Source organism: Chitinivorax sp. B (genome assembly GCF_005503445.1).
Taxonomy (GTDB): domain Bacteria; phylum Pseudomonadota; class Gammaproteobacteria; order Burkholderiales; family SCOH01; genus Chitinivorax.
In genome coordinates this window covers 116,617-140,464 of the sequence record NZ_SCOH01000011.1, presented here as the reverse complement: position 1 = coordinate 140,464, position 23,848 = coordinate 116,617, and the positions used below count along the sequence as shown (strand labels likewise).

General features: G+C 53.2%; 19 protein-coding genes. 12 read left to right on the top strand and 7 right to left on the bottom strand.

All coding sequences use genetic code 11. From position 1 onward, the window contains the following. Positions 1 to 390: 390 nt before the first annotated feature. From FFS57_RS09210 to FFS57_RS09200, 3 genes are all read right to left on the bottom strand, one after another. The gene (locus FFS57_RS09210) at positions 391 to 912 is read right to left on the bottom strand and encodes a GNAT family N-acetyltransferase (RefSeq protein WP_137937493.1); all 522 of its coding nucleotides are present in this window, start codon (positions 910 to 912) and stop codon (positions 391 to 393) included. 105 nt (positions 913 to 1,017) lie between these two features. After that, positions 1,018 to 1,374, bottom strand: a complete 357-nt coding sequence (locus tag FFS57_RS09205; protein WP_137937492.1) for a DUF6970 domain-containing protein — start codon at positions 1,372 to 1,374, stop codon at positions 1,018 to 1,020. Positions 1,375 to 1,470: 96 nt separating this feature from the next. Further along, positions 1,471 to 4,137 carry an ABC transporter substrate-binding protein gene (locus FFS57_RS09200; RefSeq protein ID WP_137937491.1) on the bottom strand — a complete coding sequence of 889 codons (2,667 nt, stop codon included), beginning with the start codon at positions 4,135 to 4,137 and terminating at the stop codon, positions 1,471 to 1,473. Positions 4,138 to 4,716: 579 nt separating this feature from the next. Between FFS57_RS09200 and tssA the strand changes: the two genes are divergently transcribed. From tssA to FFS57_RS09145, 11 genes are all read left to right on the top strand, one after another. Beyond that, on the top strand, positions 4,717 to 5,766 hold the full coding sequence (tssA, locus tag FFS57_RS09195; protein WP_137937490.1) for a type VI secretion system protein TssA: 1,050 nt from the start codon (positions 4,717 to 4,719) through the stop codon (positions 5,764 to 5,766). Between the two features lie 219 nt (positions 5,767 to 5,985). Beyond that, on the top strand, positions 5,986 to 6,483 hold the full coding sequence (gene tssB / locus FFS57_RS09190) for a type VI secretion system contractile sheath small subunit (protein ID WP_249383951.1): 498 nt from the start codon (positions 5,986 to 5,988) through the stop codon (positions 6,481 to 6,483). 33 nt (positions 6,484 to 6,516) lie between these two features. Next, complete coding sequence (gene tssC / locus FFS57_RS09185; protein ID WP_137937488.1) at positions 6,517 to 8,010, top strand: type VI secretion system contractile sheath large subunit; 1,494 nt, start codon at positions 6,517 to 6,519, stop codon at positions 8,008 to 8,010. A 118-nt stretch (positions 8,011 to 8,128) separates the two neighbouring features. Next, complete coding sequence (locus FFS57_RS09180; protein ID WP_137937487.1) at positions 8,129 to 8,608, top strand: Hcp family type VI secretion system effector; 480 nt, start codon at positions 8,129 to 8,131, stop codon at positions 8,606 to 8,608. A 186-nt stretch (positions 8,609 to 8,794) separates the two neighbouring features. Continuing rightward, positions 8,795 to 9,601 (top strand): type VI secretion system accessory protein TagJ, encoded by an 807-nt coding sequence (locus tag FFS57_RS09175; RefSeq protein WP_137937486.1) that lies wholly within the window; start codon positions 8,795 to 8,797, stop codon positions 9,599 to 9,601. A gap of 61 nt (positions 9,602 to 9,662) precedes the next feature. Then, positions 9,663 to 10,175 (top strand): type VI secretion system baseplate subunit TssE, encoded by a 513-nt coding sequence (gene tssE / locus FFS57_RS09170; RefSeq protein ID WP_137937485.1) that lies wholly within the window; start codon positions 9,663 to 9,665, stop codon positions 10,173 to 10,175. Continuing rightward, the gene (tssF, locus tag FFS57_RS09165; protein ID WP_137937484.1) at positions 10,175 to 12,052 is read left to right on the top strand and encodes a type VI secretion system baseplate subunit TssF; all 1,878 of its coding nucleotides are present in this window, start codon (positions 10,175 to 10,177) and stop codon (positions 12,050 to 12,052) included. The genes tssE and tssF overlap by 1 nt, the downstream gene beginning before the upstream one ends. Continuing rightward, complete coding sequence (gene tssG / locus FFS57_RS09160; protein ID WP_137937483.1) at positions 12,037 to 13,056, top strand: type VI secretion system baseplate subunit TssG; 1,020 nt, start codon at positions 12,037 to 12,039, stop codon at positions 13,054 to 13,056. The genes tssF and tssG overlap by 16 nt, the downstream gene beginning before the upstream one ends. A gap of 363 nt (positions 13,057 to 13,419) precedes the next feature. Further along, entirely contained in the window at positions 13,420 to 16,110 is a 2,691-nt protein-coding gene (tssH, locus tag FFS57_RS09155) for a type VI secretion system ATPase TssH (RefSeq protein ID WP_137937482.1), read from the top strand. Positions 16,111 to 16,360: 250 nt separating this feature from the next. Continuing rightward, positions 16,361 to 16,948 (top strand): hypothetical protein, encoded by a 588-nt coding sequence (locus FFS57_RS09150; protein WP_137937481.1) that lies wholly within the window; start codon positions 16,361 to 16,363, stop codon positions 16,946 to 16,948. Positions 16,949 to 17,064: 116 nt separating this feature from the next. Beyond that, positions 17,065 to 17,691 carry a hypothetical protein gene (locus FFS57_RS09145; RefSeq protein WP_137937480.1) on the top strand — a complete coding sequence of 209 codons (627 nt, stop codon included), beginning with the start codon at positions 17,065 to 17,067 and terminating at the stop codon, positions 17,689 to 17,691. 278 nt (positions 17,692 to 17,969) lie between these two features. On the opposite strand, the gene FFS57_RS09140 is transcribed toward FFS57_RS09145, so the two are convergent. Further along, positions 17,970 to 18,602, bottom strand: a complete 633-nt coding sequence (locus FFS57_RS09140; protein WP_137937479.1) for a YopT-type cysteine protease domain-containing protein — start codon at positions 18,600 to 18,602, stop codon at positions 17,970 to 17,972. Positions 18,603 to 19,067: 465 nt separating this feature from the next. On the opposite strand from FFS57_RS09140, the gene FFS57_RS09135 reads away from it, so the two are divergent. Next, the gene (locus FFS57_RS09135; protein ID WP_137937478.1) at positions 19,068 to 19,928 is read left to right on the top strand and encodes a hypothetical protein; all 861 of its coding nucleotides are present in this window, start codon (positions 19,068 to 19,070) and stop codon (positions 19,926 to 19,928) included. Positions 19,929 to 19,977: 49 nt separating this feature from the next. Here the strand turns inward: FFS57_RS09135 and FFS57_RS09130 are convergent, their stop codons facing one another. From FFS57_RS09130 to FFS57_RS09120, 3 genes are all read right to left on the bottom strand, one after another. Then, entirely contained in the window at positions 19,978 to 21,378 is a 1,401-nt protein-coding gene (locus FFS57_RS09130; protein ID WP_137937477.1) for a serine/threonine-protein kinase, read from the bottom strand. A 59-nt stretch (positions 21,379 to 21,437) separates the two neighbouring features. After that, complete coding sequence (locus FFS57_RS09125) at positions 21,438 to 22,310, bottom strand: c-type heme family protein (RefSeq protein ID WP_137937476.1); 873 nt, start codon at positions 22,308 to 22,310, stop codon at positions 21,438 to 21,440. A 201-nt stretch (positions 22,311 to 22,511) separates the two neighbouring features. After that, positions 22,512 to 23,561, bottom strand: a complete 1,050-nt coding sequence (locus FFS57_RS09120; protein ID WP_137937475.1) for a FecR family protein — start codon at positions 23,559 to 23,561, stop codon at positions 22,512 to 22,514. Positions 23,562 to 23,848 lie beyond the last annotated feature (287 nt).

The following is a 23,848-nucleotide window of genomic DNA, read 5'->3' as shown; positions in this document are numbered from 1 at the left end:
ACTGCGGATTGCCCGTGGGAAAGTAGGTCACCGCCAGACCCCTCTAAAAACGCCCTTAGCTCAAACCTAAGGGCGTTTACTCTTCTACAACCAGTCAAAACAAAATCCACTCAAAAACACCTCTTCGAAAGCTGCAAACGTTGCCTCCGGACTAAGGAGGCATGGGGCCAGCAAGGATCGGCATCGCCGTGCCACTCTCATCGAACGCTTGACACAAACCCTGCCAGCGAATCATGCGCTGAAGGTGTATGACCAACTGCAGTAGCCAATCTGTTGAACTCGGGATAACCAGTAAGTCTTGCGCGGCAAAAAATCTATCCAGACCATGAAAGCATGATCTGTAGAGTGCCCCGGGCTGTCTTGCTCTAAGGTCATGAAATCATACGGGGTTTAATATTTGGTAAGCCAGTAGGACATGAGAACTCCGTCAAAGTACTGATCGCCCACTTTTGTATCCTTTTCAAGTGTAGTGATGATTTTGAAACCGTTAGTTTGATAGAGCTTAATGGCGGAAGTATTATCTGCGCGTACCATCAAGTAGATTATTTCTAATGATGAGTGGTGGGTGGCTTGATTAAGTGCAAACTGCAGAAGTTGCCTGCCAACCCCTTTCCCGCGTGCGTTAGCATGTAATCCCATGCTGAGATCTGCGGTGTGGCGTAGACGAGCAGGGGAGCGAGGTTGAATGGAGATATAGCCAAGTAGCTGTGTTTCGGTAGCGGCGGCAAGAAATAGGCCATCCGGATTATTGATCAGAGTCCGGAGTTCAGCGCAAAACGTTTCCTGGTCCGGGCATTGTTCAATCCAACTTTTTACCATGCTGTTCGTTGTCTTGTAGACATTTTCATACAGTAGTAACAGTGCATTGATATCACTGGTAACGAGTTTGCGAATGATAAAAGCCGAGCTCAATGTATCTCCTTAATTACCCTGAGGGGCATGATTTTCTACGGGCAAGAAAGATTGCAAAGTGTGATAGGTCTCAATCACACCATGTAACGGGCCATGTATAAGTTTCTATTTGGGTGGACTTTCTGAGCGTGTATCTTTCCAGATCCGTTTTTCCTGACTTCGACTGTTGCGAAAGTCAGGGCATTCACCATCCCCTACGCCGGTAATACCGCCATCTGGCGCACAAATTCGAGTGCCCTGTTGATCATATAGCTCGCTGAATTGGTCGCAACATTGGGGAGGGAAGTAATAGACTATTTTACCCTGATAACGGTACTGCCAAATCGAACGTGGTGGATTGGTTATTGGCGCAGATTCAAACTGTTGGATGCGTTGGCTGATCCACATTGGGATGGTGGTGGGTGTTTGTGCCAGGCCGGTGACTGATACAAGTGAAAGTAGAATTGTGGTGATGGTTTTCATCTCGAATGCCTATGCAATGACGTGTCATTGGTATCGTTTTGGATTGGAGTCACTTGTGCCGCTAGGGTTCCGGCTGATGCCGTGCGCAATGCATATTCAGATGTGTTCATTGTGCGTCAACTTGACCGCTGTGAGGCTGCCATCTCGATTGAGCATGGTACCCCAAATACGATGACTGCCTTGATGGTCTGACGGGCTGAATGATAGCGTTGTACCAATGCCAATATCTAAGCCTTTGATCTTTTCCAATTCGCCGATTACCTCTTCTGTATCCAACTTACGACCTGCCTGTTGCAAGGCTTCGCAAAGAATGGATGTGGCCACGTAGCCTTCTAGCGATACATGGCTGGGGGATTCGGAGGGATAATATTTTTGAAGTGCATTGCGATAGCGTAATACACCGTCAGCAAAGGAATTAGGCATTGGGACGACCTGGGAAATAATGACGCCTTCACCGTATTGTCCACCTATGGCTTTAAATTCTTCGGCAAGGGCGGCACTATCTACGAACGAAACATTGGCGATGGTACCTTTGAAACCTGCCTTACGCATTGCAGCAGTAAAACGGGCACTGGCAAGGTAGGTGCCAACAATGACGATACCTTCAATGTCGTTGATGTAAGGCAGCATGTGCCCAATTGCGTCATCAAATTGCGTACTGTTACGTTCGTAACTGGCAATTCGTAGGTCTGTATGCTTGATATTGAAGCTACGCAGCGCATCGATAATGCCATCAAGGCCATCCCTGCCGAAGTCGTCATTCTGAATGAAGGCCGCAATACGGTTTGGTGCAATGTTCCGTTCTTGTACGAAGTATTTGACGATTGCTTCGGTTTCTTCCCCATAACTTGCACGGTAGTTGAATACATACCGATCAGCTGGATCTTGTCTGAACTGGTCGCTACCGGATAAGGGGCCGAACAACAGTGTCTTCTGTTGCAGAACAAGTGGTAGCACTGCGGAGGTGGTTGGTGTGCCGACATTGCCGATTAATGCAAACGCACCATCGGGTGCCAGCAGCTTGCCAACATTTATTTTTGCCTGAGCGGGCTCATAGCTGTCATTCAAGCTCCGTAGCACCACATCCCGGCCATTGATGCCGCCGTTATCGTTGATTTCCTTAAGACGTGTCTTGATGCCCAGTTCCAGTGTACGGCCTAGTTCACGAGCAGGGCCGCTGAATGGTGCGCTCATGCCCAGAATGATCTGATCGCGCGTAATGCCGCGTGGATGAGGAATACCCTGCAGATGCGTAATCCAATCGGTTGCTCGATATCGCACTGCAGGAATTGCTAGGCTGCCAGCGGTAATCGTAATCAGAAAAAGCAATACATAGGGCCAGACGCGACGGTTGCTTTGCGTTGCTTTAACTGGCTGACCTGTTACAACAATCACCGCTGGTGTCCGTGAATGGGTTCCGGTTGGTCGTGATGGGTGCATACTGTTGGAACCAGTGGCCTGCCCTGACATGGGCAGTACGGACTTGGGTAACGTGATCGGCTGGCTCAATGACATGTCGTCTCTCGAGCGCGTAGGAACGATGCGTGTCGCATCACTCATTTCTTCAATATGGCCAACAGCCCCTGCTTCGTTGAATAACTGCTCATAACGTTGTGCGGTAGCCAAGTCGATTTCTTTCTTGATGACCAATCGCTTGCCACTGAACAACGCATCACTCTGGTCCTTGGTTAGACTAAACTGTTGGCGCAATCTGGTTTGTGCCTCCGCTACGTCCGTGTCGGGGAACAGCTCACCAGAAAATACAAACTGGTACTGACTGAAGGTTTCAATTGCGCTCTGGCTGGGCATGTGGGCCAGCTTGGTGGCATTGGCTGCTGTACGTAGCTGTTCCATCAAGCTTTGAGTATCGGCAAACCGTTGTTCCGGTACCAGTAGCATGGCTTTGCGAATAACGGGCTCTAGGGCGAGATTACGAAAGTCGGGCACGGGGATGCTGGCAAGTGGTGTTGGGGAGCCCGCCAGTTGATTGGCCATGATCTGCTGCCCACTTTCACCCTCATATGGGCGTTGACCAGTAATCAGGAAAAAGAGAACTGCGCCCAAAGCATAGATGTCTGCGCGCTGGTCAATGTGGGAAGCGCCATTAATCTGTTCCGGGGCCAGATAACCGGGCGTCCCCATGACGGCTCCGGATCGGGTGAAGCCAAGGTCTTGTTCGTGCAATGGTTTGCTGATACCAAAATCCAGCAATTTGACTACGGTACTGTCGCCAGAAATCCGGGCAACCATGATATTGCTAGGTTTGATGTCGCGATGAACGATTTGTTGCTGGTGCATTGCCGACAAGCCTGCACACGTTTGTTCCATGACCCAGACAATATTTTCCAGGGTCAGGCCGCCTCGCTGTTCTACGATTTGGCTGAGTGTTTCGCCATGCAGATATTCGATGGCCAGAAATGCAGCACCGTCTGGTAGGCCGCCGAAATCCAGAATCTGGATGACATTTGGGTGGTTCAATTGACTGGCAATGCGTGCTTCTCGAAAGAATAGCTGCATGCCATCTACATCAGCGTTGCCTGGGCGTAGCATCTTGACGACAATCAATCTGTCCAGCGCAAGTTGACGTGCCAAGTAGACCACACTCATTGGCCCCGAAGAGATGATCTGCTCAAGGCGATAACTATCCTTGATGATCTGTCCCAGCCAGCTATCGGTCTGGTTACGCTCGATCAGCGCAGCACCATCGACGGGGCAAAAGTCAGCATTTTCGTATGTCAGTTGGCAAGCTGGACAGATTTTCATTTGAGCAGTGTCTGCAAAGAGAGAGATTGTTCTTATTCGAATGTAAGAATTGATTCCATCCAAAATATGACATATCCGTGTATTTCTACGTGATGACACCGAAGAGTGTCAATGTCCATACGCAATAGTCCAATAGCTGACTATTGTTCAGCTGTTGATAACTCATTGTCCCAAACTGAGAATCAGATTCTTTATGGTTATATATTTGACTTTGTGAATGTATGTTTGTCATATCCAGATGCATACATGTTCTTGCAAGATGCTGGTGTCGGCATCTATCATGAACTTCGGTTGCTGGCTTGCAGGCCGTTTCGCGACCGCTCTGCAGTTGCAATCCATATCTCGTTAAAAACCGTTTGCGTGCTCGTATTATCGGCTATTGCGATGGTAATGCCCAACGCCTTGCCAGTGCAGACGCCCTGATTTATCACGATGACCAAATATTAACGAGCTTGCGGCTTACGCTCGCACGAACGTGATTTCAAATTCCTCGTTGATAGGGGATGGGTGCAAGTGCGATGCGATGAACCGTTTATTCAAAAAACAATACAAAACGGAAAATGATGGGAAGACGCAAGCATGAGTGTGATTGATCTTGAGTCATTTCTTGCCGATATTTCACCCGATGCCCCAAGTGGCGACAATCTGGAATACGACCCGGCATTTATCGAACTGGAACAAGCCTCACAAGGCAAGCCAGAGGTTCAGTATGGCAATACGATTACCCCTGCAGAGCCACCTGACTGGAAAATAGTCAAACAGCTTTCCCTTGATTTGCTTGGCCGATGTCGTGATTTACGTGTCGCCGTCCATCTGGGTCGAGCCTTGCTCAATCTGCATGGTTATCTGGGCTTTGCTGACGGAGTTCACTTATTGGCAGCTTGGCTGGAGACCCGCTGGGACTCCGTCCATCCGCAATTGGATCCGGATGATGACAATGATCCGATGCTACGAGTAAACACCTTGGCCTCATTGGTCGATGGGGAAACCTTCCTGCGAGATTTGCGTGATATCCCATTGATCAGTTCCCGTGTGCATGGTCGCTTTTCACTGCGTGATATCGATATTGTCACCGGGGAGCTGGAAGTCGCTGAAGGGGCTGACAAACCTGCTATCGGCGTGGTCGAAGCCGCGTTTGATGATGTCGGACCGGAGGTGGTGGCCAAACTACATCAGGCGTTATTGCAGATTCAGGGGGATGTCGTGCAGTTGGAGTCGATACTGACAAGCCGGGTCGGGGCTGCACAATCGCTGGATCTGTCCCCGTTAGGGAAAATGATCCGTCGAGCACTGAACTTTGTGGCCAACCGTGCAGTCAACCTGGCTGTTACGGTTAAAGCCGACCCTGCGATATTGATGTCCGATATGAGTGAATCGCTAACCCAGATGACTGTGGTTTCACCGCCGCAAGGCATCGTTGGCGAGGTCCGCAATCGGGATGATGTCCTGAAGGTGCTGGAAAAGTTGTGTGATTACTACTCGAGGCATGAACCATCCAGTCCGGTGCCGTTGTTGCTGCAACGCGCACAGCGGCTGGCAACCATGAGTTTTCTTGAAATCATGCAGGATCTGGCACCCGATGGGATGAACCAGGTGCGTCAGGTAAGCGGTACCCAGAATCAGTCTTGATTTGGTTTTTTGACCAAAATTGATTGAGTTGAGTGTCAGATTTTTCGCCGTCGGCCGACTGAGGTCAAGTAAGGCGGGATTGGTTGACAGATTGCCCCGTTGCATCGGTCCATCGCCGTGTGCCGTTGTAGCGCAATGCCACGCCAAGTCCAGCCCAGCTGCAGCCCACGGCTCGGCGCGACTGTGAAATGTAAATCAACAGAGCCTAGGAGGATTACCGTGGCAGAAAGTAGTCAGAAATTCATTGCTCGTAACCGTGCCCCGCGTGTTCAGATTGAATACGATGTGGAAGTGTACGGGTCCGAGAAAAAGGTTCAGTTGCCCTTTGTCATGGGTGTGCTGGCAGATTTGTCCGGTAAGCCGGTTGAGCCACTTGCTCCCGTGGCGGATCGCAAGTTTCTGGAGATCGATGTCGACAACTTCGACGAGCGTCTCAAGTCAATGAAGCCTCGAGTGGCCATTCAGGTGCCCAATACTCTGACGGGTGAAGGAAACCTGGCCGTTGACATCACTTTCGAAAGCATGGATGACTTTACCCCAGCCGCCATTGCCCGCAAGGTGGATTCGCTGAACAAGTTGCTGGAGGCCCGCAGTCAGTTGTCAAACTTGCTGACTTACATGGATGGCAAGACCGGTGCGGAAGAGCTGATTTCCAAGCTGCTGGCCGACCCGACACTGATGCAGGCGTTGACTGCTGCACCGAAACCGCAAGAATAATCGATCACCGGATATCAAGGAGGATAGCTAAAAATGGCCGAGTCCAGTTCAGAACTGCAATCCGGTGGAAGTGCCGGTACCCTGGAAGCAGGCGATTTTGCCAGCCTGCTGCAGAAAGAATTCAAACCTAAGACCGACAAAGCACAGGAAGCCGTGGAAACGGCGGTGCGTACTCTGGCCGAACAGGCACTACAGGGTACCAACCTGCTGTCCAGTGATGTGCTGGGCACGATTGAGGCATTGATTGCCGCACTCGACAGCAAGCTGACCGAGCAGATCAACCATATTCTGCACCACGAGGAATTCCAGTCTGTTGAAAGTGCGTGGCGTGGCCTGCATTACCTGGTCAACAACACCGAAACCGATGAACTGTTGAAGATCCGCGTCATGAACGTGTCGAAAAACGATCTGCACAAGACCCTGAAGAAGTACAAGGGAACTGCGTGGGATCAGAGTCCGATCTTCAAGAAGATTTATGAAGAAGAGTATGGTCAGTTTGGTGGTGAACCGTTCGGTTGCCTGGTGGCAGATTACTACTTTGACAACAGCGCACCAGATGTTGAACTGCTGAGTCAGATGTCCAAGATTTGCGCGGCTGCCCATGCCCCAATGATTTCCGCGGCAGATCCATCGGTGATGCTGATGGAGTCCTGGCAAGAGCTGGCCAATCCACGTGATCTGACCAAGATCTTCCAGACCCCGGAGCATGCGGCATGGCGCTCGCTGCGTGAGTCAGAAGACGCCCGTTACATTGGCTTGGCCATGCCGCGATTCTTGGCACGTTCACCTTATGGCGCCAAAACCAATCCGGTGGAAGCGTTCGATTTTGAGGAAGACACCAGCGGCGACGGCACCAGTAAATTCACGTGGTCCAATGCAGCGTATGCAATGGCGGTGAATATCAATCGTTCGTTCAAGCTGTATGGTTGGTGCTCACGTATTCGTGGAATCGAGTCGGGCGGTGCGGTTGAGGGTTTGCCAGTACATACCTTCCCGACCGATGACGGTGGTGTGGACATGACCTGCCCGACAGAAATTGCCATCAGTGATCGCCGCGAAGCCGAATTGGCAAAGAATGGCTTCATGCCATTGGTCCACAAGAAAAATAGTGACTTCGCTGCTTTCATTGGTGCCCAGTCGTTGCATAAGCCGGCTGAGTATGAAGATTCGGATGCGACGGCCAACGCCAACCTGGCGGCACGTCTGCCTTACCTGTTTGCTACCTGCCGTTTCGCGCACTACCTGAAGTGTATCGTGCGCGACAAGATCGGTTCGTTCAAGGAACGTACCGATATGGAAGTCTGGTTGAACAACTGGATTGCCCAATATGTGGAATTCAACCCGGCAACTGCCACTGAAGTCGATAAAGCCAGAAAACCGCTGGCCGGTGCTGAAGTGGTTGTCGAAGAAGTGGAAGGCAATCCGGGTTATTACACCTCCAAGTTCTTCCTGCGTCCGCACTACCAGCTGGAAGGCTTGACCGTATCCCTGCGCCTGGTATCGAAACTACCGTCGGCCAAGGCGTAGTGTTGACAGGGCGGAGGCAAACCGCCGCCCGATCCTTGTTTCATCGTAGTCCCGATCAGGTGCTCGTTATTGACGGGCCTGTCGGATTCCAATTTGTTAATCGTTGAAGGAATGAGTCATGATTCTCCTCAAGTTCGGCACTGAAATCAAAGGTACTTCCACTATTGACGGCCACACCGATTGGATTGCAATTGAATCCATGCAGTTTGGCGTAGGCCGTGCAATCTCCGCAGTCAGCGGCGGTACTGACCGTGAAACCAGCAACCCGTCGTTTTCCGAACTGACGTTCACCAAGGCGACCGACATTGCTTCGCCTGAGCTGTTCATGCAAAGCGTATGCGGTAAATCGCTGACCAAGGCTGAGATCCACTTCCTGCACACTGGCGGGGCTGATAAGAAGCAGCAGGTTTACCTGAAGATCGAATTGGAAGCACCGATCGTCAGTTCCTACTCCATCAGCAGCGGTGGTGACCGTCCGAGCGAATCGTTCTCGCTGAACTTCACCAAGATCAGTTATCAGTACGACGCGTTCAGTGGTGACACCGTTAAGCCGGGTACCCCGAAGAAATGGGACCTGCAGAAGAACGCCAAGGAATAAGCCGGGCTCCTTTCAGTCTGACGCTACACTCAGGCCGCTGCTTCGGCAGCGGTTTGGGTGCCTGCCTGATCGGCATGTCGTCAGGCGTACCTGAATGCGGGTCTCGTGTAAAGCTGGTTGTGCGGTCAATGCCCAGCTGATTTTGCTCGATGCCTGTTCACCGTATTGTTGCCAAGGAGTCAATTTATGTCTGCCATTGATGCGGTGCGAGCCGGTCGGTTGCAAGAAGCGCTGGATATGCTCCAGCAGGAAGTTCGCCAAAACCCGGCCGATGGAAAACGACGGGTGTTTCTGTTTCAGTTGCTATGTGTGCTGGGTCAATGGGAGCGTGCGATTACCCAGTTGAATGTTGTGGGTGAGCTGGACAAGCAAGCGATGCCCATGGTGCAAACCTACCGTGAAGTGGTTCGTTGTGAGGTTTTGCGCACGGAGGTATTTGCCGGTAAGCGATCTCCGTTGGTGCTGGGCGATCCGCCGGCCTGGCTGGGCTTGCTGATCGAAGCCTTGCGGCTGGATGGTGAGGGCAAGCCGGAACAGGCGCAGTCACTGCGTGATCAGGCTTTTGATACAGCGCCGGCTACACCGGGCACCATCAATGGACAGGCTTTTGCCTGGATTGCCGATGCCGATTCACGATTGGGCCCGGTGATCGAGTTCATGGCCAATGGCCGCTATTACTGGTTACCGTGGGAACGCGTGCAGCGGATGTCATTGGAGGCACCGAGCGATTTGCGTGACATGATCTGGCTGCCCGCTGAGATCCAGTTGGTCAACGGCGGGGAGTTGTTTGGCTTTGTACCTGCCCGTTATGCCGAGACCTGCGCTGCGGGTGATGATGAATTGAAACTGTCACGTCGTACCGACTGGATTGAGCTGGGAAACCAGGGCGCGCGTGGTCTTGGTCAGCGTATGTTCACCACCGATGCCGACGACTTTCCCTTGCTGGATGTGCGACAAGTACATTTTGACACAGTTGCTGATACCGTCGCTTGATCAATGCAGCCCGTTTCATCGGGCCGATTTTCACGAATCTTGTTTCACCTGATTGTTTGACATGGCCGAATTGACTGCACAGGAACGATTGCAACCTTCGTTGCTGGATCGCCTGACCGATGATGATGTCGAGAATACACAAGAGCCGCGTGAGAAACGGGTACTGTCGATGCGGGCATTGCGGGTTGCTGTATTACGTGATCTGCACTGGTTACTGAATACAGTCTGCCTGAATACCGTCCAAAGCCTGGCGGAATACCCGAATGCCGCCAGTTCCGTCATCAACTTCGGCATGCAAGATTTGTCTGGCCGGACCCATTCCGGCCTGGATCTCCCGGAGTTGGAGCGTAGTCTGCGCCAAGCCATCTGGGATTATGAACCGCGTATCGTGCGCAATACAGTGCGGGTGCGGGCTGTTGCTGAAGAGAAAAGCCGTGGCAGTAACCAGTTGATCTTTGAGATTGAAGGCGAATTGTGGGGCCAGCCGCTACCTGAACGCCTGTACCTGAAAACGGCGGTAGATCTTGAAACCGGTGAGAAACAGGTATTGGATGGCATGGGAGTCGTTGGCTGATGGATACTCGATTATTGCGTTATTACGAGCGCGAATTGCAGCATTTGCGCGAAATGGGTGGTGAGTTTGCCCGCGAGTTTCCCAAGATTGCCAGCCGCCTGGGTTTGGAGACCTATTCCTGCGCTGACCCATATGTCGAGCGACTACTGGAAGGCTTCAGTTTCATGGCGGCGCGGGTGCAGTTGAAGATTGACGCTGAATTTCCACGCTTTACCCAGCATATGTTGGAGATGATCTATCCACATTATCTGGCGCCAACACCCTCCATGGCAGTCGTGCAACTGCAACCCAATCTCAGTGAAGGCAGCTTGGCCGAGGGTTTTACCCTGATGCGGGGCACTGCCTTGCATAGCTTGCTGGGCAAGGGGGATCAGACTGCATGCGAATACCGTACGGCGCATGATGTCACGCTGTGGCCGTTGGAATTGGTGGAAGCACGCTATCAAGCCTATGCTGGTGAGATAGGGGGTATCAGCTTTGCCAAGCTGGGCAAGATCAAGTCGGTGTTGCGAATCCGCTTGAGGACAACAGCTGGCTTGAAGTTCAATGAGCTGACACTGGATCGGTTGCCATTGTTCCTGCGTGGCAGCGACGCATTGCCGGCACAGTTGCTGGAACAACTGCTGGCCAATTCGCTGGGCCTGGCCGTACTGCCTGTGGCACTTAAGCCTGCATGGCATGAGTTGATACCGGCTTCCGGCATTCGCCACCTGGGTTTTGAGGACAACGAAGCCTTGCTGCCCTATGGCCCGAGGTCTTTCCAGGGCTATCGTCTGTTACATGAGTACTTTGCATTTCCACAACGCTACCTCTTCGTCGAACTGGGTGAATTGAAGCGTGGGTTATCGCGCTGCACTGACAGCGAACTGGATATCCTGGTGTTTTTCGACCAACTGGATACGGTGCTGGAACAAGTCATCAGTGCCGACAATTTTGCCTTGTTTGCCACGCCAGCGATCAATCTGTTCCCGAAGCGTACTGATCGTATTCACTTGACGCAGCAGCAATCCGAATTTCACGTGGTGCCGGACCGAACCCGACCGCAGGATTACGAAATCTATCAAATCAAATCGGTACGAGGGTATGGCACCGGGGCTGAGGCCGAGGTCGAATTCCGTCCATTCTACGCCGCGGATGACCTGATCGACTCGAACAAGCGCCAGGCCTATTACCAGGTGCGACGAACACCTCGGTTGATGTCTGAACGGCAGCGGCAAAAAGGGCCGCGTTCCAGCTATTTGGGCAGCGAGGTGTTCCTGTCGTTGGTGGATGCACAGGAAGCGCCTTTTCGATCCGACCTGCGGCAACTGGGTATCGAATCGCTTTGTACCAATCGGGATTTGCCACTGACCATGCCGATTGGTAGTGGCAAGACCGATTTCGTGGTGGAAACCAGTGCGCCGGTACTGGCTGTCCGTTGCATTGCGGGCCCGACCGTGCCGTCGCCATCCTATGTGGAAGGTGACACAGCGTGGCGATTGATCAGTCATTTATCGTTGAATTATCTGTCACTGGTGGATACCGATGCCAAGGAAGGCGCTGCGGGCTTGCGGGATTTATTGCGCTTGTACAGCGCCTATGGCGATGCTGGCAATTTGCGACAGATCGAGGGTGTGACCCACATTGCGAGCAAGCCAATTGCCAGGCGCTTGCCTGTGCCTGGGCCGATCAGTTATGGGCGCGGCCTGCAGCTGACGCTGACACTGGATGATACGGCGTTCCGTGGAACTGGGGTGATTTTGCTGGGCGCGGTAATGGAGCGCTTCTTCGCAAAGTATGTCTCGATCAATGCCTTTACCGAGACGGTACTGCAATCCAACAGTCGCGGTGAAATCATGCGTTGGGCACCCAGGGTCGGTACATGCGCGATCCTTTGAGCCAATTGCAGGATCTGGTCGCACGACCGGATCACTATGAGTTTTATGCCGCATTGAGGTTGATCGAGGCTGCTTATCCGGATAAGCCACGTATCGGCCAGTCGTTGCGTCCGCAGGATGATGCCGTGCGCCTGGGGCAACCGCCAACACTGGCATTTGAACCGGCTAGTGTGGCCAATTGGCAGCAAACTGAAGTTGGCCCGGTGCCCCGGCTGGGGGTGAATGTCATGGGGTTGATCGGTCCGAATGGTCCGATGCCACTGCATTTCTCGGAATATGTCCGTGATCGTCTACGCAATGCCAATGATCCGACACTGGCCCGGTTTCTGGACATTTTTCATCACCGCATGCTCAGCCTGTTTTATCGAGCCTGGGCGAATGCACAACCGACTGTCAGTCTGGATCGTCCTGGGGATGATCGCTTTGCTGGCTATATGGCTACCACCATCGGCCTGGGTAGCAAGTCGCTCCGTCAGCGTGATGCGGTGCCGGACTGGGCCAAGCTGCATTATGCCGGCCGTCTGGCACCTCATACCCGGAACGCGGAAGGGCTGTCAGCCATTCTGAGTGATTTCTTCAAGGTGTCGGTGACGGTGGAGCAGTTTGTCGGTCACTGGATGACACTGCCGGACGATGGTCGTTGCCATTTGCGGGGGCGTTTTGGTGGCCAGGCATTGGGGCAAACAACCGTCATTGGCAAGAAAGTTTGGAACTGTCAGCACAAATTCCGTATCCGCATTGGCCCAGTCGGGTATGAGGATTTTCAGCGATTGTTGCCTGGTGGAGACAGTATGCAGCGCTTGGCCGATTGGGTTCGTAACTATGTCGGGGATGCATTCGAGTGGGATGTGAATGTCGTACTCAAGCGTGATGAGGTGCCACGACTCAAGCTCAGTAAGACGTCCCGCCTGGGGTGGAATACCTGGATCAGCAGCCGCAAGCCTGACAGGGATGCATCTGATTTGAAGTTGAAGCCGGACTTCGCCGGCGGTACATCGGCTTAGAACCGCTAACAAAACCCAGCGAAGTGGTTCTGGTTAGGCGTGCAAACAAAGGCAGTACGAGCGTACGACGAGTTTGCACAACAACACCAGAAGGGTTTTGTTAGCGGCTCTTAGGCATGTGGCGACAGCTTGTCATCAAGCAGACAACGTACTGACGTCGTTACCTGAAAGAAGCATAGGGGAGGGGTCAACGTGGGTCGCTGTTTACAACAAGTAAGCAAGGCAACATCGGCAGCCAGTCAGATTGCCAGATGTTGTCTCAACCAGTTGGCAATGATTGAAGCGTAGCGCCGTCAGGCCTGCGCGAGGGGCGATCGAATCGCCTTTCATGACGATAACTTCGGAAAATAAAGGACACCCAAGATGGCCGAAATCAGCCGTGTTGCCTTGTTTGGCAAACTCAACAGCCTCTGTTACCGCTCCATCGAAAGCAGCACCGTATTCTGCAAGCTGCGTGGCAATCCTTATGTAGAGCCGGTTCACTGGTTGCATCAGATCCTGCAGCTGACCGATTCGGATCTGCATCGCATCATCAAGCATTTCGGCCTGGACCCGGCCGGTCTGGCACGGGATCTGACCGCTGCCCTGGATCGCCTGCCGCGTGGTTCAACTTCGATTACTGACCTGTCCTCGCATATCGAGGAAATGGTGGAGCGAGGCTGGGTTTTCGGGACCTTGATGTTTGGCGAGTCACAAGTGCGCTCGGGCCATCTGGTAGTGGCAATGCTCAAGGTATCGGGCCTGCGCAATCATCTGTATGCCATCTCCAAACAGTTTGAAAAGATCAAAGTGGAATCGCTGTGCGAGGATCTCGCCAGCATTCTCAGTGGCTCTGTGGAAGAAGGTCTGGCTGCCACCGATGGTTTCCAAGCAGGTGCTGTGCCAGGTGAGGCCAGTGGTGCCATGCCACCCGCCAGCATGGGTAAGCAGGAGGCGCTGAAGCGCTTTACCATTGATCTGACCGAGCAAGCCCGTTCCGGCAAGCTGGATCCGATCGTTGGGCGCGATGACGAAATCCGCCAGGTGATCGATATCCTGATGCGTCGTCGTCAGAACAATCCGATTCTGACGGGTGAAGCCGGTGTGGGTAAAACCGCCGTGGTGGAAGGTTTTGCGCAACGCATCGTCAAGGGTGATGTCCCGCCGCCATTGAAAGAAGTCAGTCTGCGGACGCTGGATGTGGGCTTACTGCAAGCCGGGGCCAGCATGAAGGGCGAGTTCGAGAACCGGTTACGCCAAGTGATTGAGGAAGTTCAGGCTTCCGAAAAGCCAATCATCCTGTTCATTGACGAAGCCCACACCCTGGTAGGCGCAGGTGGTGCAGCGGGGACAGGCGATGCGGCCAACCTGCTCAAACCCGCGTTGGCGCGTGGCAACTTGCGTACCATTGCTGCGACGACTTGGGCGGAATACAAAAAGCACATCGAGAAAGACCCGGCACTGACCCGCCGCTTCCAGGTGGTACAAGTGGCCGAGCCGGACGAAACCAAAGCGATCCTGATGTTGCGTGGCGTGACGTCCACCATGGAAAAGCACCACCGGACACAGATTCTGGATGAAGCACTGGAAGCTGCCGTGCGCCTGTCTCATCGCTATATTCCTGCGCGCCAGCTGCCGGACAAGGCCGTCAGCCTGCTGGACACCGCCTGCGCCCGAGTCGCTGTCAGCCAACATGCCACCCCGGCAGAGGTAGAGGATTCCCGCCGCCGGATCGAAGGCCTGCAGACCGAGCTGGAAATCATCGGACGTGAAAAAGCCGTGGGTATGGATACCGCACAGCGCGAACAGACTGCAAACAGCCGTCTGGAAATCGAACAGACCCGCTTGGCTGATCTGGAAGCGCGCTGGAATGCCGAAAAAGCTTTGGTAGATCGCATCCTCGCGATTCGCGGCCAGCTACGTGGCCAGATCGGCGCCGTGGAAGGGGCGGCCAATGTACCGGCTGAAGGCGAGCAGGCCATTGATCGTGATGCCCTGTTGGCGGAACTGAAAACCTTACAAGCCGAATTGGCTGATCATCAAGGCGAAATGCCGTTGATTCTGCCAACGGTCGATCATCAAGCGGTTGCTGCGGTGGTGCAGGATTGGACCGGCATCCCGGTTGGTCGCATGGTCAAGAACGAGATCGAAAACATCCTGAATCTGGCTGAAACGCTGAATCAGCGCATCATTGGCCAACGCCATGCGTTGGAAATGATTGCCAAACGTATCCAGACCTCGCGTGCCGGGCTCGACAATCCGAACAAACCGATTGGTGTATTCATGTTGGCTGGTACATCTGGCGTGGGTAAGACGGAAACCGCATTGGCCCTGGCAGAAGCGCTGTATGGTGGCGAGCAGAATGTCATCACCATCAACATGAGCGAATACCAGGAAGCGCACACCGTCAGCACGCTGAAAGGCGCGCCTCCGGGTTATGTGGGCTATGGAGAGGGCGGGGTGTTGACCGAAGCGGTTCGCCGTCGCCCGTATAGTGTGGTGCTGCTGGATGAGGTGGAAAAAGCCCATCCAGACGTACACGAAATCTTCTTCCAGGTATTTGATAAAGGCTGGATGGAAGACGGCGAAGGCCGCATCATTGACTTCAAGAATACGCTGATCCTGTTGACTACCAACGCTGGTACCGACCTGATCAGCAACCTGTGCAAAGACCCGGATCTGATGCCAGAACCAGAAGGCATCGCCAAGGCGCTTCGCGAACCCCTGCTCAAGGTGTTCCCACCTGCCTTGCTTGGCCGTCTGGTGGTCATCCCTTACTACCCGCTCAGCGACGAAATGCTCGGCGCCATCATCCGCCTGCAATTGGGCCGCATCGAAAAACGCATCCGCGAAGGCCACAAAGTGCCGTTCACTTACGATGACGAAGTGGTCAAGCTGATCGCCAGCCGTTGTACCGAGCTGGAAAGTGGCGGCCGAATGATCGATGCCATCCTGACCAACACCGTATTGCCTGAAATCAGCGGCGAATTCCTGCGCCGCATGATCCGTGGCGAGCAAATCAGCCGTGTGCATATCTCGGTGAGCGGGTCGGAGTTTGGGTACGGGTTTGAGTGAGGAGGGGCACATCGCGAACTCAGTACGGCGATCAGTAGTGTCATGTGGGCGACCATATTGCTGCCTGAAATCAAACGGTAATGGCGAAGCCGGCTGAACATCGTACTGGCGCAGTCCACAGCAACATCATGATTGCATGGGTATAAGGTGGTTGAATGCTTGGTGGGTGGAGGGGGCTCATAACCCTTTGTCTCCTCCAGGCATCGGTGGTGAGTTAGGTTGATCGTTTGATTTTATAAGGAGTTGAAAGATGCCAGAATCGTTTGCGATGGGGTGGTCCCAGTCTGGTTTGAGCCACAGCCCGCCACGTATCAAGGCGACAGAGCAAGGAACCGTCTATAACCCGTTCTGGATTGATCTTTCTGTGGAACGGCTGGTATTGGATCCCCACTGGTTCGATATCCGAGGCATCGTTGTGAATTGGTTGGTGAAGGAAGAAGCCGGTGTGCCAGCCAGATTGATTCTAGGGATTGAAGCAACACAGGCAGAGACCATGAAGGCATTTCTCCGCCGATTCGTGGGGGGCGACTATGTCGAGCGTCTTTCTGACGAAGAGCTCAATCGCCTGGTGTTGCTTGGGCACCCGACTTTGGCTTGCGAGATCCGTGGTGGCGGTATTGTGACCACGCCAGATTTTGTTCAGCAAAATTATACGGGCGTGATTGGTGGCGAACTGCATTATGGACGAAAACACTTTTACAGTAGCAAAGGCTGGTATATCAATTACAACTCGGGTCGATACGGGCCGCAGCATCATGCTGCCAACGTTAGAGGACAGTTGAAAGTAGCTGCCAAGTCATTATTTCATCGTTTTACCGGGGTACGTGTATCGGATTGATGCTGATGAGGTGTGCCTGACGCGCAGGATTTGGGTTTCTTGATGATGTGTGCAATAGATGTTTCGAATGAGTCAATGAATCGACGTAATTCAGAATTTACCTTGGAAAAGTGATCATGACGCAACATTGTTTGATTTCGCAATTCGAGCAGGTCAATGTGATGAATGGCCGCGCCAACGCGGCGGCAACAGCGGGTGCTTGTCACAATTTCGCCATTCATTGGTGTGGATTGATGTTGCAGGACAGTGACCCTGCCCATGCTGATACCCGCATGGCTACATTGGCCGCCAACCGTGGTGGTGCAAGCCCCGTCCTGCAAAAGGTGTTCACCGATGCCTTCAGCGAACAAAATCGGGATTGGAAGACAGCGGATGACCTTTGCGTTGCAATTCGAGGGTTGGTCCGGAAGGACTATGTCATTCCATATGGCGGATATGATCAGACCCAACTGAAAGACACCTTGTTGAGCCCGGATTGGTCTGCCATGGTTTATAGCTTTGATTTCCCCGGCGGAATTCTAGGTGCCGCCAATGGCTGCCATTCCATTGCCTTCTTCAGGCCACTGCATGCCAGCAAAGGAAAAGTGTCGCCGGTATCTGACAAGATCAGTGCTTATGATCCGAATTTTGGTGAATATCTGATTGATAAGATCGAGCTGAACTATTGGATCAATAAGCTGAAGCAGACTTATGCAGGAAATATTCTCTACCATCGGATGTTTTATTTGAAAGAGAATAAATAAACCGACCGGCAATGATGCCGGCATCTTGTTTGATCCCGTCATGAGTTACCCAGGGCGGGATCAAACATTCAGATGTAATGGGGGTAAGCCGATGATGTATTGCCAGGACGGCGGAAAGCGTCTGAAACCCTGATTGATTCCAAAAGCGTACTTTTACAGTCAAAAGTACGCTTCTTGCACGAAACTCATACACCGTACATACCAAGGCCGTGATTATGAATGGTGTTGGCAAGTTCGGTCCTGCCCTGATGTTAAGTGAATACCTTCGTTGTACCGTGTTAGCTTTTGAGTTTATGCACGGTCAAATCCCGGGGTATTCGTTTCCAGTAGTTGTCCTTGATCCGCTGGTGGTTGAAGAAGACACTAAAAAAAGCCGCCATGGTATTGCTTGACCAGCAACTGACCACCCCAAAGTTCGGGTCGAAGAATTCAAGCGCACCGGTTTTGCTGCCGCATGCCGCCATGGCGTGACCGCTGGTTTCGATCAAGAAATATCGAGTACCCATGGATGCACTTAGCCATTTAGCCAGTGTGCGCATGTCGTCTTCGTCTGATACACGTAATGAATGCTTTCCTTTGATTTCGCCATCGTCGTCTTTGGCTGGACTCAGCCCACAAGTGGCTGCGGCGCGTTCCAGCTTGTCGGCCTTCATCTGTACGATGCGATAAAGGCCTGCAGCTTTCAGTAGCGTGGCCTTTTCGCCAACTTGTTCAATATCCACAAAGAATCGTTCATGGGATTTTTTGGTTTTGTACTCCATCCAGACAAAGGCTAATCCCCAGCAGATACCGCTGGGATTGTCGATGGCCGCAGTCAGGGCCGGATGTTTGGGCAGTAGCAGGCCTTGTTTGAATTCGGCGATGTAGTTGCAGCCGCTGGCGCGTGCGGCATCTTGCATTTCATTGGGCATGGATGATCTCTGTAATCTGAATGGAGCTGTCTATGGATTTCGCGTTCAGGAAATTGTTCCCTTTAGCTTACTGCGCTTTGTCTGACATGAGCTAGTTTGGGATATCGCAACGCATTGGAATGCTGATGGGGATGCTGGGTGAGCAGTGAGTGGAATCCTGAAAATCTGATTGGCTTTTTGAATTGCAAAAATCCGGATTGAAAGTCTGTTGATGTTGTTCATATATTGATACGTATATAGGAAATAAATGACCGATGGCCCGTACTCGGGCTGAAACTTGTAATGGGTCATCGCCAGATGCCCATCCGGTTCTGAATTTCCTGTAGCGAAAAATGGCTACAACAGCAGAGTTGGTAATCAAGGGGTGACATTGTCTTTCTTGATGGCGTTGTTTGCGATGCTGGGCAGCGTTGATTTGCTATCGGGCCATGAGTTGTTGTGTGAGGATGAACTCAGAGGTGGAATATGGCCGATGCATACTATGAAGGTGTCCGGAATCAGATCAAACAGGCGACTCAGGGCGGTCTGGAAAAGTCGGATATTATCTGGGCCGTTGCGGATGCGGCGGCGACCATCATTGATGGTACGACGGGAATGGCAATAGCCGGTACGGTCAATTCCCATCTGCAGGCGATCTATGGCGCCGCCATGTTGCGTAAGGGTGGGGATGTCATGCCCAACCCCTGGTTTGTCTGGAATCAGCATGACGAGGGCGAATCGCTGGCCACACGCGCCTACTTGAAAAAACGTGGTTGGTTGGGGGTGGGAAGTGGTGTGGTCGCAGGGGTTGGCGCAGGCGTTTCGATGGCATCGCAAGTTGATTTGGGTGCCTTGCTGCAGCATGGTAATGCCACCGGATCGACTGTGGCACATCTGATCAAGTTCAAGGCCATTGCCAGCGCGAGCAAGCAAAGCCAGACCATTTCCGGCTGGATGGATGTAATCATCAAGATGAAAGGCATGAAGGCAGGTTTGCGAGGCGGGCAGCTGGCTGTTGCCATCGCATCACCGATTCCATTTGGTGGTGCAACGGCAGTCTCGATTACGGCAGGTTTGTTGGCCAGTGCTGCCAAGCTGGGTATCAAAGCCAAGTTTTCCAACATTTGCGTCATGACTGCCATGGACCTGCATTGGCGTGCGTTTCAGGAGCAAGCGTTGATCAAGGGATTGAGCGGTGGTAGTGGGTCGGGCCCAGCGACGAGAATTCTACAGGAACTGTTCATCCGCCGTGGCGCGACCCGGGTATTCGGGCAGCACGATGTGGCGAGCTTCATACACGAACCGGCCGGGTGGATGGCAATCAGCGATAAGCTACTGCTGATGTAGTAGGTGTTGGCAGTGTGCGCGGATCATATTATCAGTGTCCTGCCTGTGGTCAGCTATTGATGCCAGCCTCCTTCAAAAACCGTTGTCGCTCTTGCGGGTCGGTGATGTTCTCGGCCAGGAGGGTATAAAAAGCCTGTACGCTGGTCACTTTACTGGCTGACTTTTTGGCGAGCACCTTGGCAATGGGGCCAATATAAGGAGCCAGCATACGGGTTGCATTGTCGATGGCTTCCTGCGTGATGGCGGTCGTACCGCGAGTCAATTGCGTGCCGCTTCCTGTTTGCGTTCCACCCAGACTGAGTGAGGTTCTGGTGCTGAGAAATTCGGTACGATCGGCGGCTTGTTCGATTTCCTGTGCCAGCAAGTTATACAGCTCATCAACAGACTGGGTGACTTTGGCTGCCTTGCGCACCATGATTTTGGCAAATGGCCCCATGATGCGGGCCAGTCGTTCTTCCACTTCCTTGAGTACTGTTGCATCCCAGTGAGTTGGTGCCAGGCTGGTGCCGCTGATCGGCGTCGCTTGGCTGCTGAGGCTGGTCGGTTCGACCGCAGGGAAGGATGCAGCCTGGGTTGGGCGATGGATGATGGTCTCTTCCGACAAGGCCACCATGGCGGGTGCCCGGTGGGCCTGCAGGATGGCATCGTAAAACTCGCGCGCACTCTGGAAGCGGTCTTCCGGCAGTTTGGCAAGGGCCTTCATCACGACCGCGTCAAAGTGGCTGACAGACCGGTCTGGCGCTGCAACTGAGGGCAGGGCTGGTTGCTCGTGGCATACCTTGTAAATGACGGCTTCGCTGGCTCCGGCAAATGGTTTTTCCCCTGTCAGCAGCTGGTAGAACACGACGCCAACCGAGAACAGGTCGGCCCGCTGGTCCACCTTGCCTTTGCCAAGATACTGTTCGGGTGCGATATAACTGGGTGTACCCATCACCATGCCGACCTGAGTCAATTCCGAGTCGGCAATACGGGCGATCCCAAAGTCGGCGACCTTGAGTTTGCCATTGGTCATGATGATGATATTGGCAGGCTTGATGTCACGATGGACGACACCTTGCTCATGCGCATAGCCCAGTGCATCCAGCAATTGCGCCATGATACTGACCACATCGACCGGGGCAAAGCGGATGCTTTGCTTGAAATACACATCCAGCGCGCTGCCAGAGACATATTCCATCACGATGTAGGCGAGATCATCTTCTTCGCCGTATTCATAGATCGAGACAATGCCAGGGTGCGAGAGGCCACCGGCTGCTTGCGCCTCGTTCTTGAATCGGGCAACCAGATGGGATTCATGGTCGGCATCGATCAGCTCTCGCCGTACGGTCTTGATTGCTACTGTACGTTTGATGTGCGGGTCTTGTGCCTTGTATACCACACCCATTGCGCCCTTGCCCAACAAGCCGGTGACGGCATATTTGCCAAGATGCGAGGGGAGATTGCTACTCATTCAGTCGCCTTACTCAGTATTGGTTGGTCTGGCATGGCGGCATGGCCGCCACGCAGGAGTTATTCTTCCAGCAGGTTAAGCGCTTTGACCAGGCTCTTGCGCATACGGTCAAACGAAGCACCCAATGCACCAATTTCGTCTTTGCCCTTGGCCGGGAACTCCGGTGCATCCAGATTGCCCAGGCTGACTTCGTCCGCCAGTTTGGACAGCCGCGTGACCGGGCGGATCACCATTTTGTACAGCATCAGGTTCAGCACGACGAAGATGAACAGAAACACCCCGGTGAGCGACAGCATGAACATCTGAAAGGCTTGGTTGGCACGTTGCAATGGGACATCGCTGGGGACCGTCACCACTTGGGCACCGACAATTTCGTGAAGTTTCCAGCCAAAGCCATTTGCATTGCCATATTTTTCGACCATCGTGGGTGGTGCGGCATCCACCGTACTATGGCATTGCAAACAGGCCTCGCTTGGAATGCGTAGCGGTTGTGCCAGATAGAGGGCACGCCCAGTTGGTGTTTCACGTTCGCCGATGACTTCTTTCACGTTTTCGTTGTTGCGGAACTGATTGACAATGTCGGCTTCCCAGTCGGTAGCCCGGTCACGAGGGTTGGTCGGATTCAGCGTCGCTTCCTTATAGGTAAATTCAGGATAGGCATTACGCAGGAAATTGAAGGTTTCGGTGGCAGCATAGGCGGAAACAGTCTGCGGCAGGAACGTATATTTCATCTGTGTTTGCAACAGCGGTGCAATCTGGGTCGAGGTATAACTGCGGGTAGCCAGCGTGGATTGCATCATGATACGTGCGTTTTGCAGGATCTCTTCCCGGGCATTCTTCTGAAGCAAAGAATAGGAAATCGAGCCGGCTACGCTCAGCCCCAGCAGAAACATGCCGATGAACATCAGATTGAATTTGACGATGAGTTTCATGCCAAGAGATCTCCAGAGTCGTCGATCAGGGCTGCGTGGCCCTGCTTGAAAGTTGAATGAAAAGGGCAAGTCCGGCCATCACAGGACTCCGGACCGCTCGATCTACCTGTGACGGAATGTGTTGGTGACCATGAGCGTCGGGTTGCTTTCGGTATTGGTCGTGCTGATCGCCAATTGCTGTCATGAATTGCATCATATGGGTCAGTATGGCTTACGGCGCTGCTGACCGTGGCCCTCATCCTGAATCATGGGCTGAGTGGCTGGCTGGGTGCTGCCCGGTTTGGCGGTTGCTGTTGGGTTGGGCTGTGCAGGCACCGGCTTGGGAGGGTGGGTTGTTGTAGGTGTTACCGGGCCTGCTGGATTGGCTGGCTTTGTCTGGTTGCTGATGACAGTTGATGGCGGTGAATGCATCTCACTGGCTGCCTTGGAGGACATGGCGGGTTTGGGCGGCGCCAATAGTCTCTCCCACTCAGGTAATTGAGCTTGGTTGGCCAGCATGGCAGCCTTGAAGGCTGGGTCGCTCAGCTTGGGTTTCCACAGGCTGACCAATACCTTGCGGATGACGGGACTGGTCATCAGCCAGGGTTCGACATCAGCATAGTTGAAGTCAGGTGCCTTGTTTAGATTGACCTTTGTATTGGTGAACTTTGCCAGTCGCGATGCGGGATCATCCAGAAAAACTGGTGGTAGCGAGCTGACAAAGGCCGGCGTGGGGCGGGCGGCGATCTGGCTCTTTGTCTGCGCAGTACGGCTCCAATAGGCGTTGACAGCAAGCGCAACTGGCGCAGCCAGTTGGTCGCCCAGTGATTCTTCCAGTCGGCTGCTCCCGCGTTCCATGAATAGCCCTGTGTTGGTGCCCACATTCGCTACACCTGTCGCATTGTTCAAGGGCAACTCGAACGCCGGGGTGGTCAGGCGTACTGGTGCTGTACCGGTTTTGACCTTGATGGCACCGCTCAGCACAAAGACTTCCATGATTGTGCTCTTGGCATTGGGTTGCAGCATGGCACGTGTCTGTGGCGCCAGAAGCAGGATGGCACCATTGCTCAACTCAATTTGCAGAAAACCTTTGCCTGACACTTCAACAATGTCGGTTGGTTCGAGCCGAGTACCCTCAGGCAGCTTGAAGCGTGTCACGCCACGGGTAAGCAGGCTGTCGCCTTCAAGAAAGGTAACCATACCGACAGGGGCGGCACTGGCGCTGGTGGAAATCACCAATGCGGTAGCGAGCCAAAACATCTGTTTTGCCATCAAAGCTCCGGAAAAATTGCGATACAAAGGGAATTGAGAGAGTGGGCGCCTTGTTCAACCATGCGCCACAACGCATCCATTCAGCTGGCTGAGTCCGTCAGGGCCGCTACATTGGGGCTGACCGGCCTGCCTGTGGCACTTCGATACTAGAGAGCGGGGCATCGGGTGTCAATGCTCGTATGCAGATCTCTTACTTAGCAATATGCGCATGTGAGTGGCGTTGGTGCTGGTTTGACGGATTTTCTCGAATATGCGCTCAGGAAGCTTACAGCCCGAGGCCTCTCTGC

Bases quoted from the DNA above. Each gene is read 5' to 3' on its own strand.
- FFS57_RS09205 (WP_137937492.1), bottom strand. From the start codon at position 1,374: ATGAAAACCATCACCACAATTCTACTTTCACTTGTATCAGTCACCGGC.
- FFS57_RS09200 (WP_137937491.1), bottom strand. From the start codon at position 4,137: ATGAAAATCTGTCCAGCTTGCCAACTGACATACGAAAATGCTGACTTT.
- tssA (WP_137937490.1), top strand. From the start codon at position 4,717: ATGAGTGTGATTGATCTTGAGTCATTTCTTGCCGATATTTCACCCGAT.
- tssC (WP_137937488.1), top strand. From the start codon at position 6,517: ATGGCCGAGTCCAGTTCAGAACTGCAATCCGGTGGAAGTGCCGGTACC.
- FFS57_RS09180 (WP_137937487.1), top strand. From the start codon at position 8,129: ATGATTCTCCTCAAGTTCGGCACTGAAATCAAAGGTACTTCCACTATT.
- FFS57_RS09175 (WP_137937486.1), top strand. From the start codon at position 8,795: ATGTCTGCCATTGATGCGGTGCGAGCCGGTCGGTTGCAAGAAGCGCTG.
- tssE (WP_137937485.1), top strand. From the start codon at position 9,663: ATGGCCGAATTGACTGCACAGGAACGATTGCAACCTTCGTTGCTGGAT.
- tssF (WP_137937484.1), top strand. From the start codon at position 10,175: ATGGATACTCGATTATTGCGTTATTACGAGCGCGAATTGCAGCATTTG.
- tssG (WP_137937483.1), top strand. From the start codon at position 12,037: ATGCGCGATCCTTTGAGCCAATTGCAGGATCTGGTCGCACGACCGGAT.
- tssH (WP_137937482.1), top strand. From the start codon at position 13,420: ATGGCCGAAATCAGCCGTGTTGCCTTGTTTGGCAAACTCAACAGCCTC.
- FFS57_RS09150 (WP_137937481.1), top strand. From the start codon at position 16,361: ATGCCAGAATCGTTTGCGATGGGGTGGTCCCAGTCTGGTTTGAGCCAC.
- FFS57_RS09145 (WP_137937480.1), top strand. From the start codon at position 17,065: ATGACGCAACATTGTTTGATTTCGCAATTCGAGCAGGTCAATGTGATG.
- FFS57_RS09140 (WP_137937479.1), bottom strand. From the start codon at position 18,602: ATGCCCAATGAAATGCAAGATGCCGCACGCGCCAGCGGCTGCAACTAC.
- FFS57_RS09135 (WP_137937478.1), top strand. From the start codon at position 19,068: ATGGCCGATGCATACTATGAAGGTGTCCGGAATCAGATCAAACAGGCG.
- FFS57_RS09130 (WP_137937477.1), bottom strand. From the start codon at position 21,378: ATGAGTAGCAATCTCCCCTCGCATCTTGGCAAATATGCCGTCACCGGC.
- FFS57_RS09125 (WP_137937476.1), bottom strand. From the start codon at position 22,310: ATGAAACTCATCGTCAAATTCAATCTGATGTTCATCGGCATGTTTCTG.
- FFS57_RS09120 (WP_137937475.1), bottom strand. From the start codon at position 23,561: ATGGCAAAACAGATGTTTTGGCTCGCTACCGCATTGGTGATTTCCACC.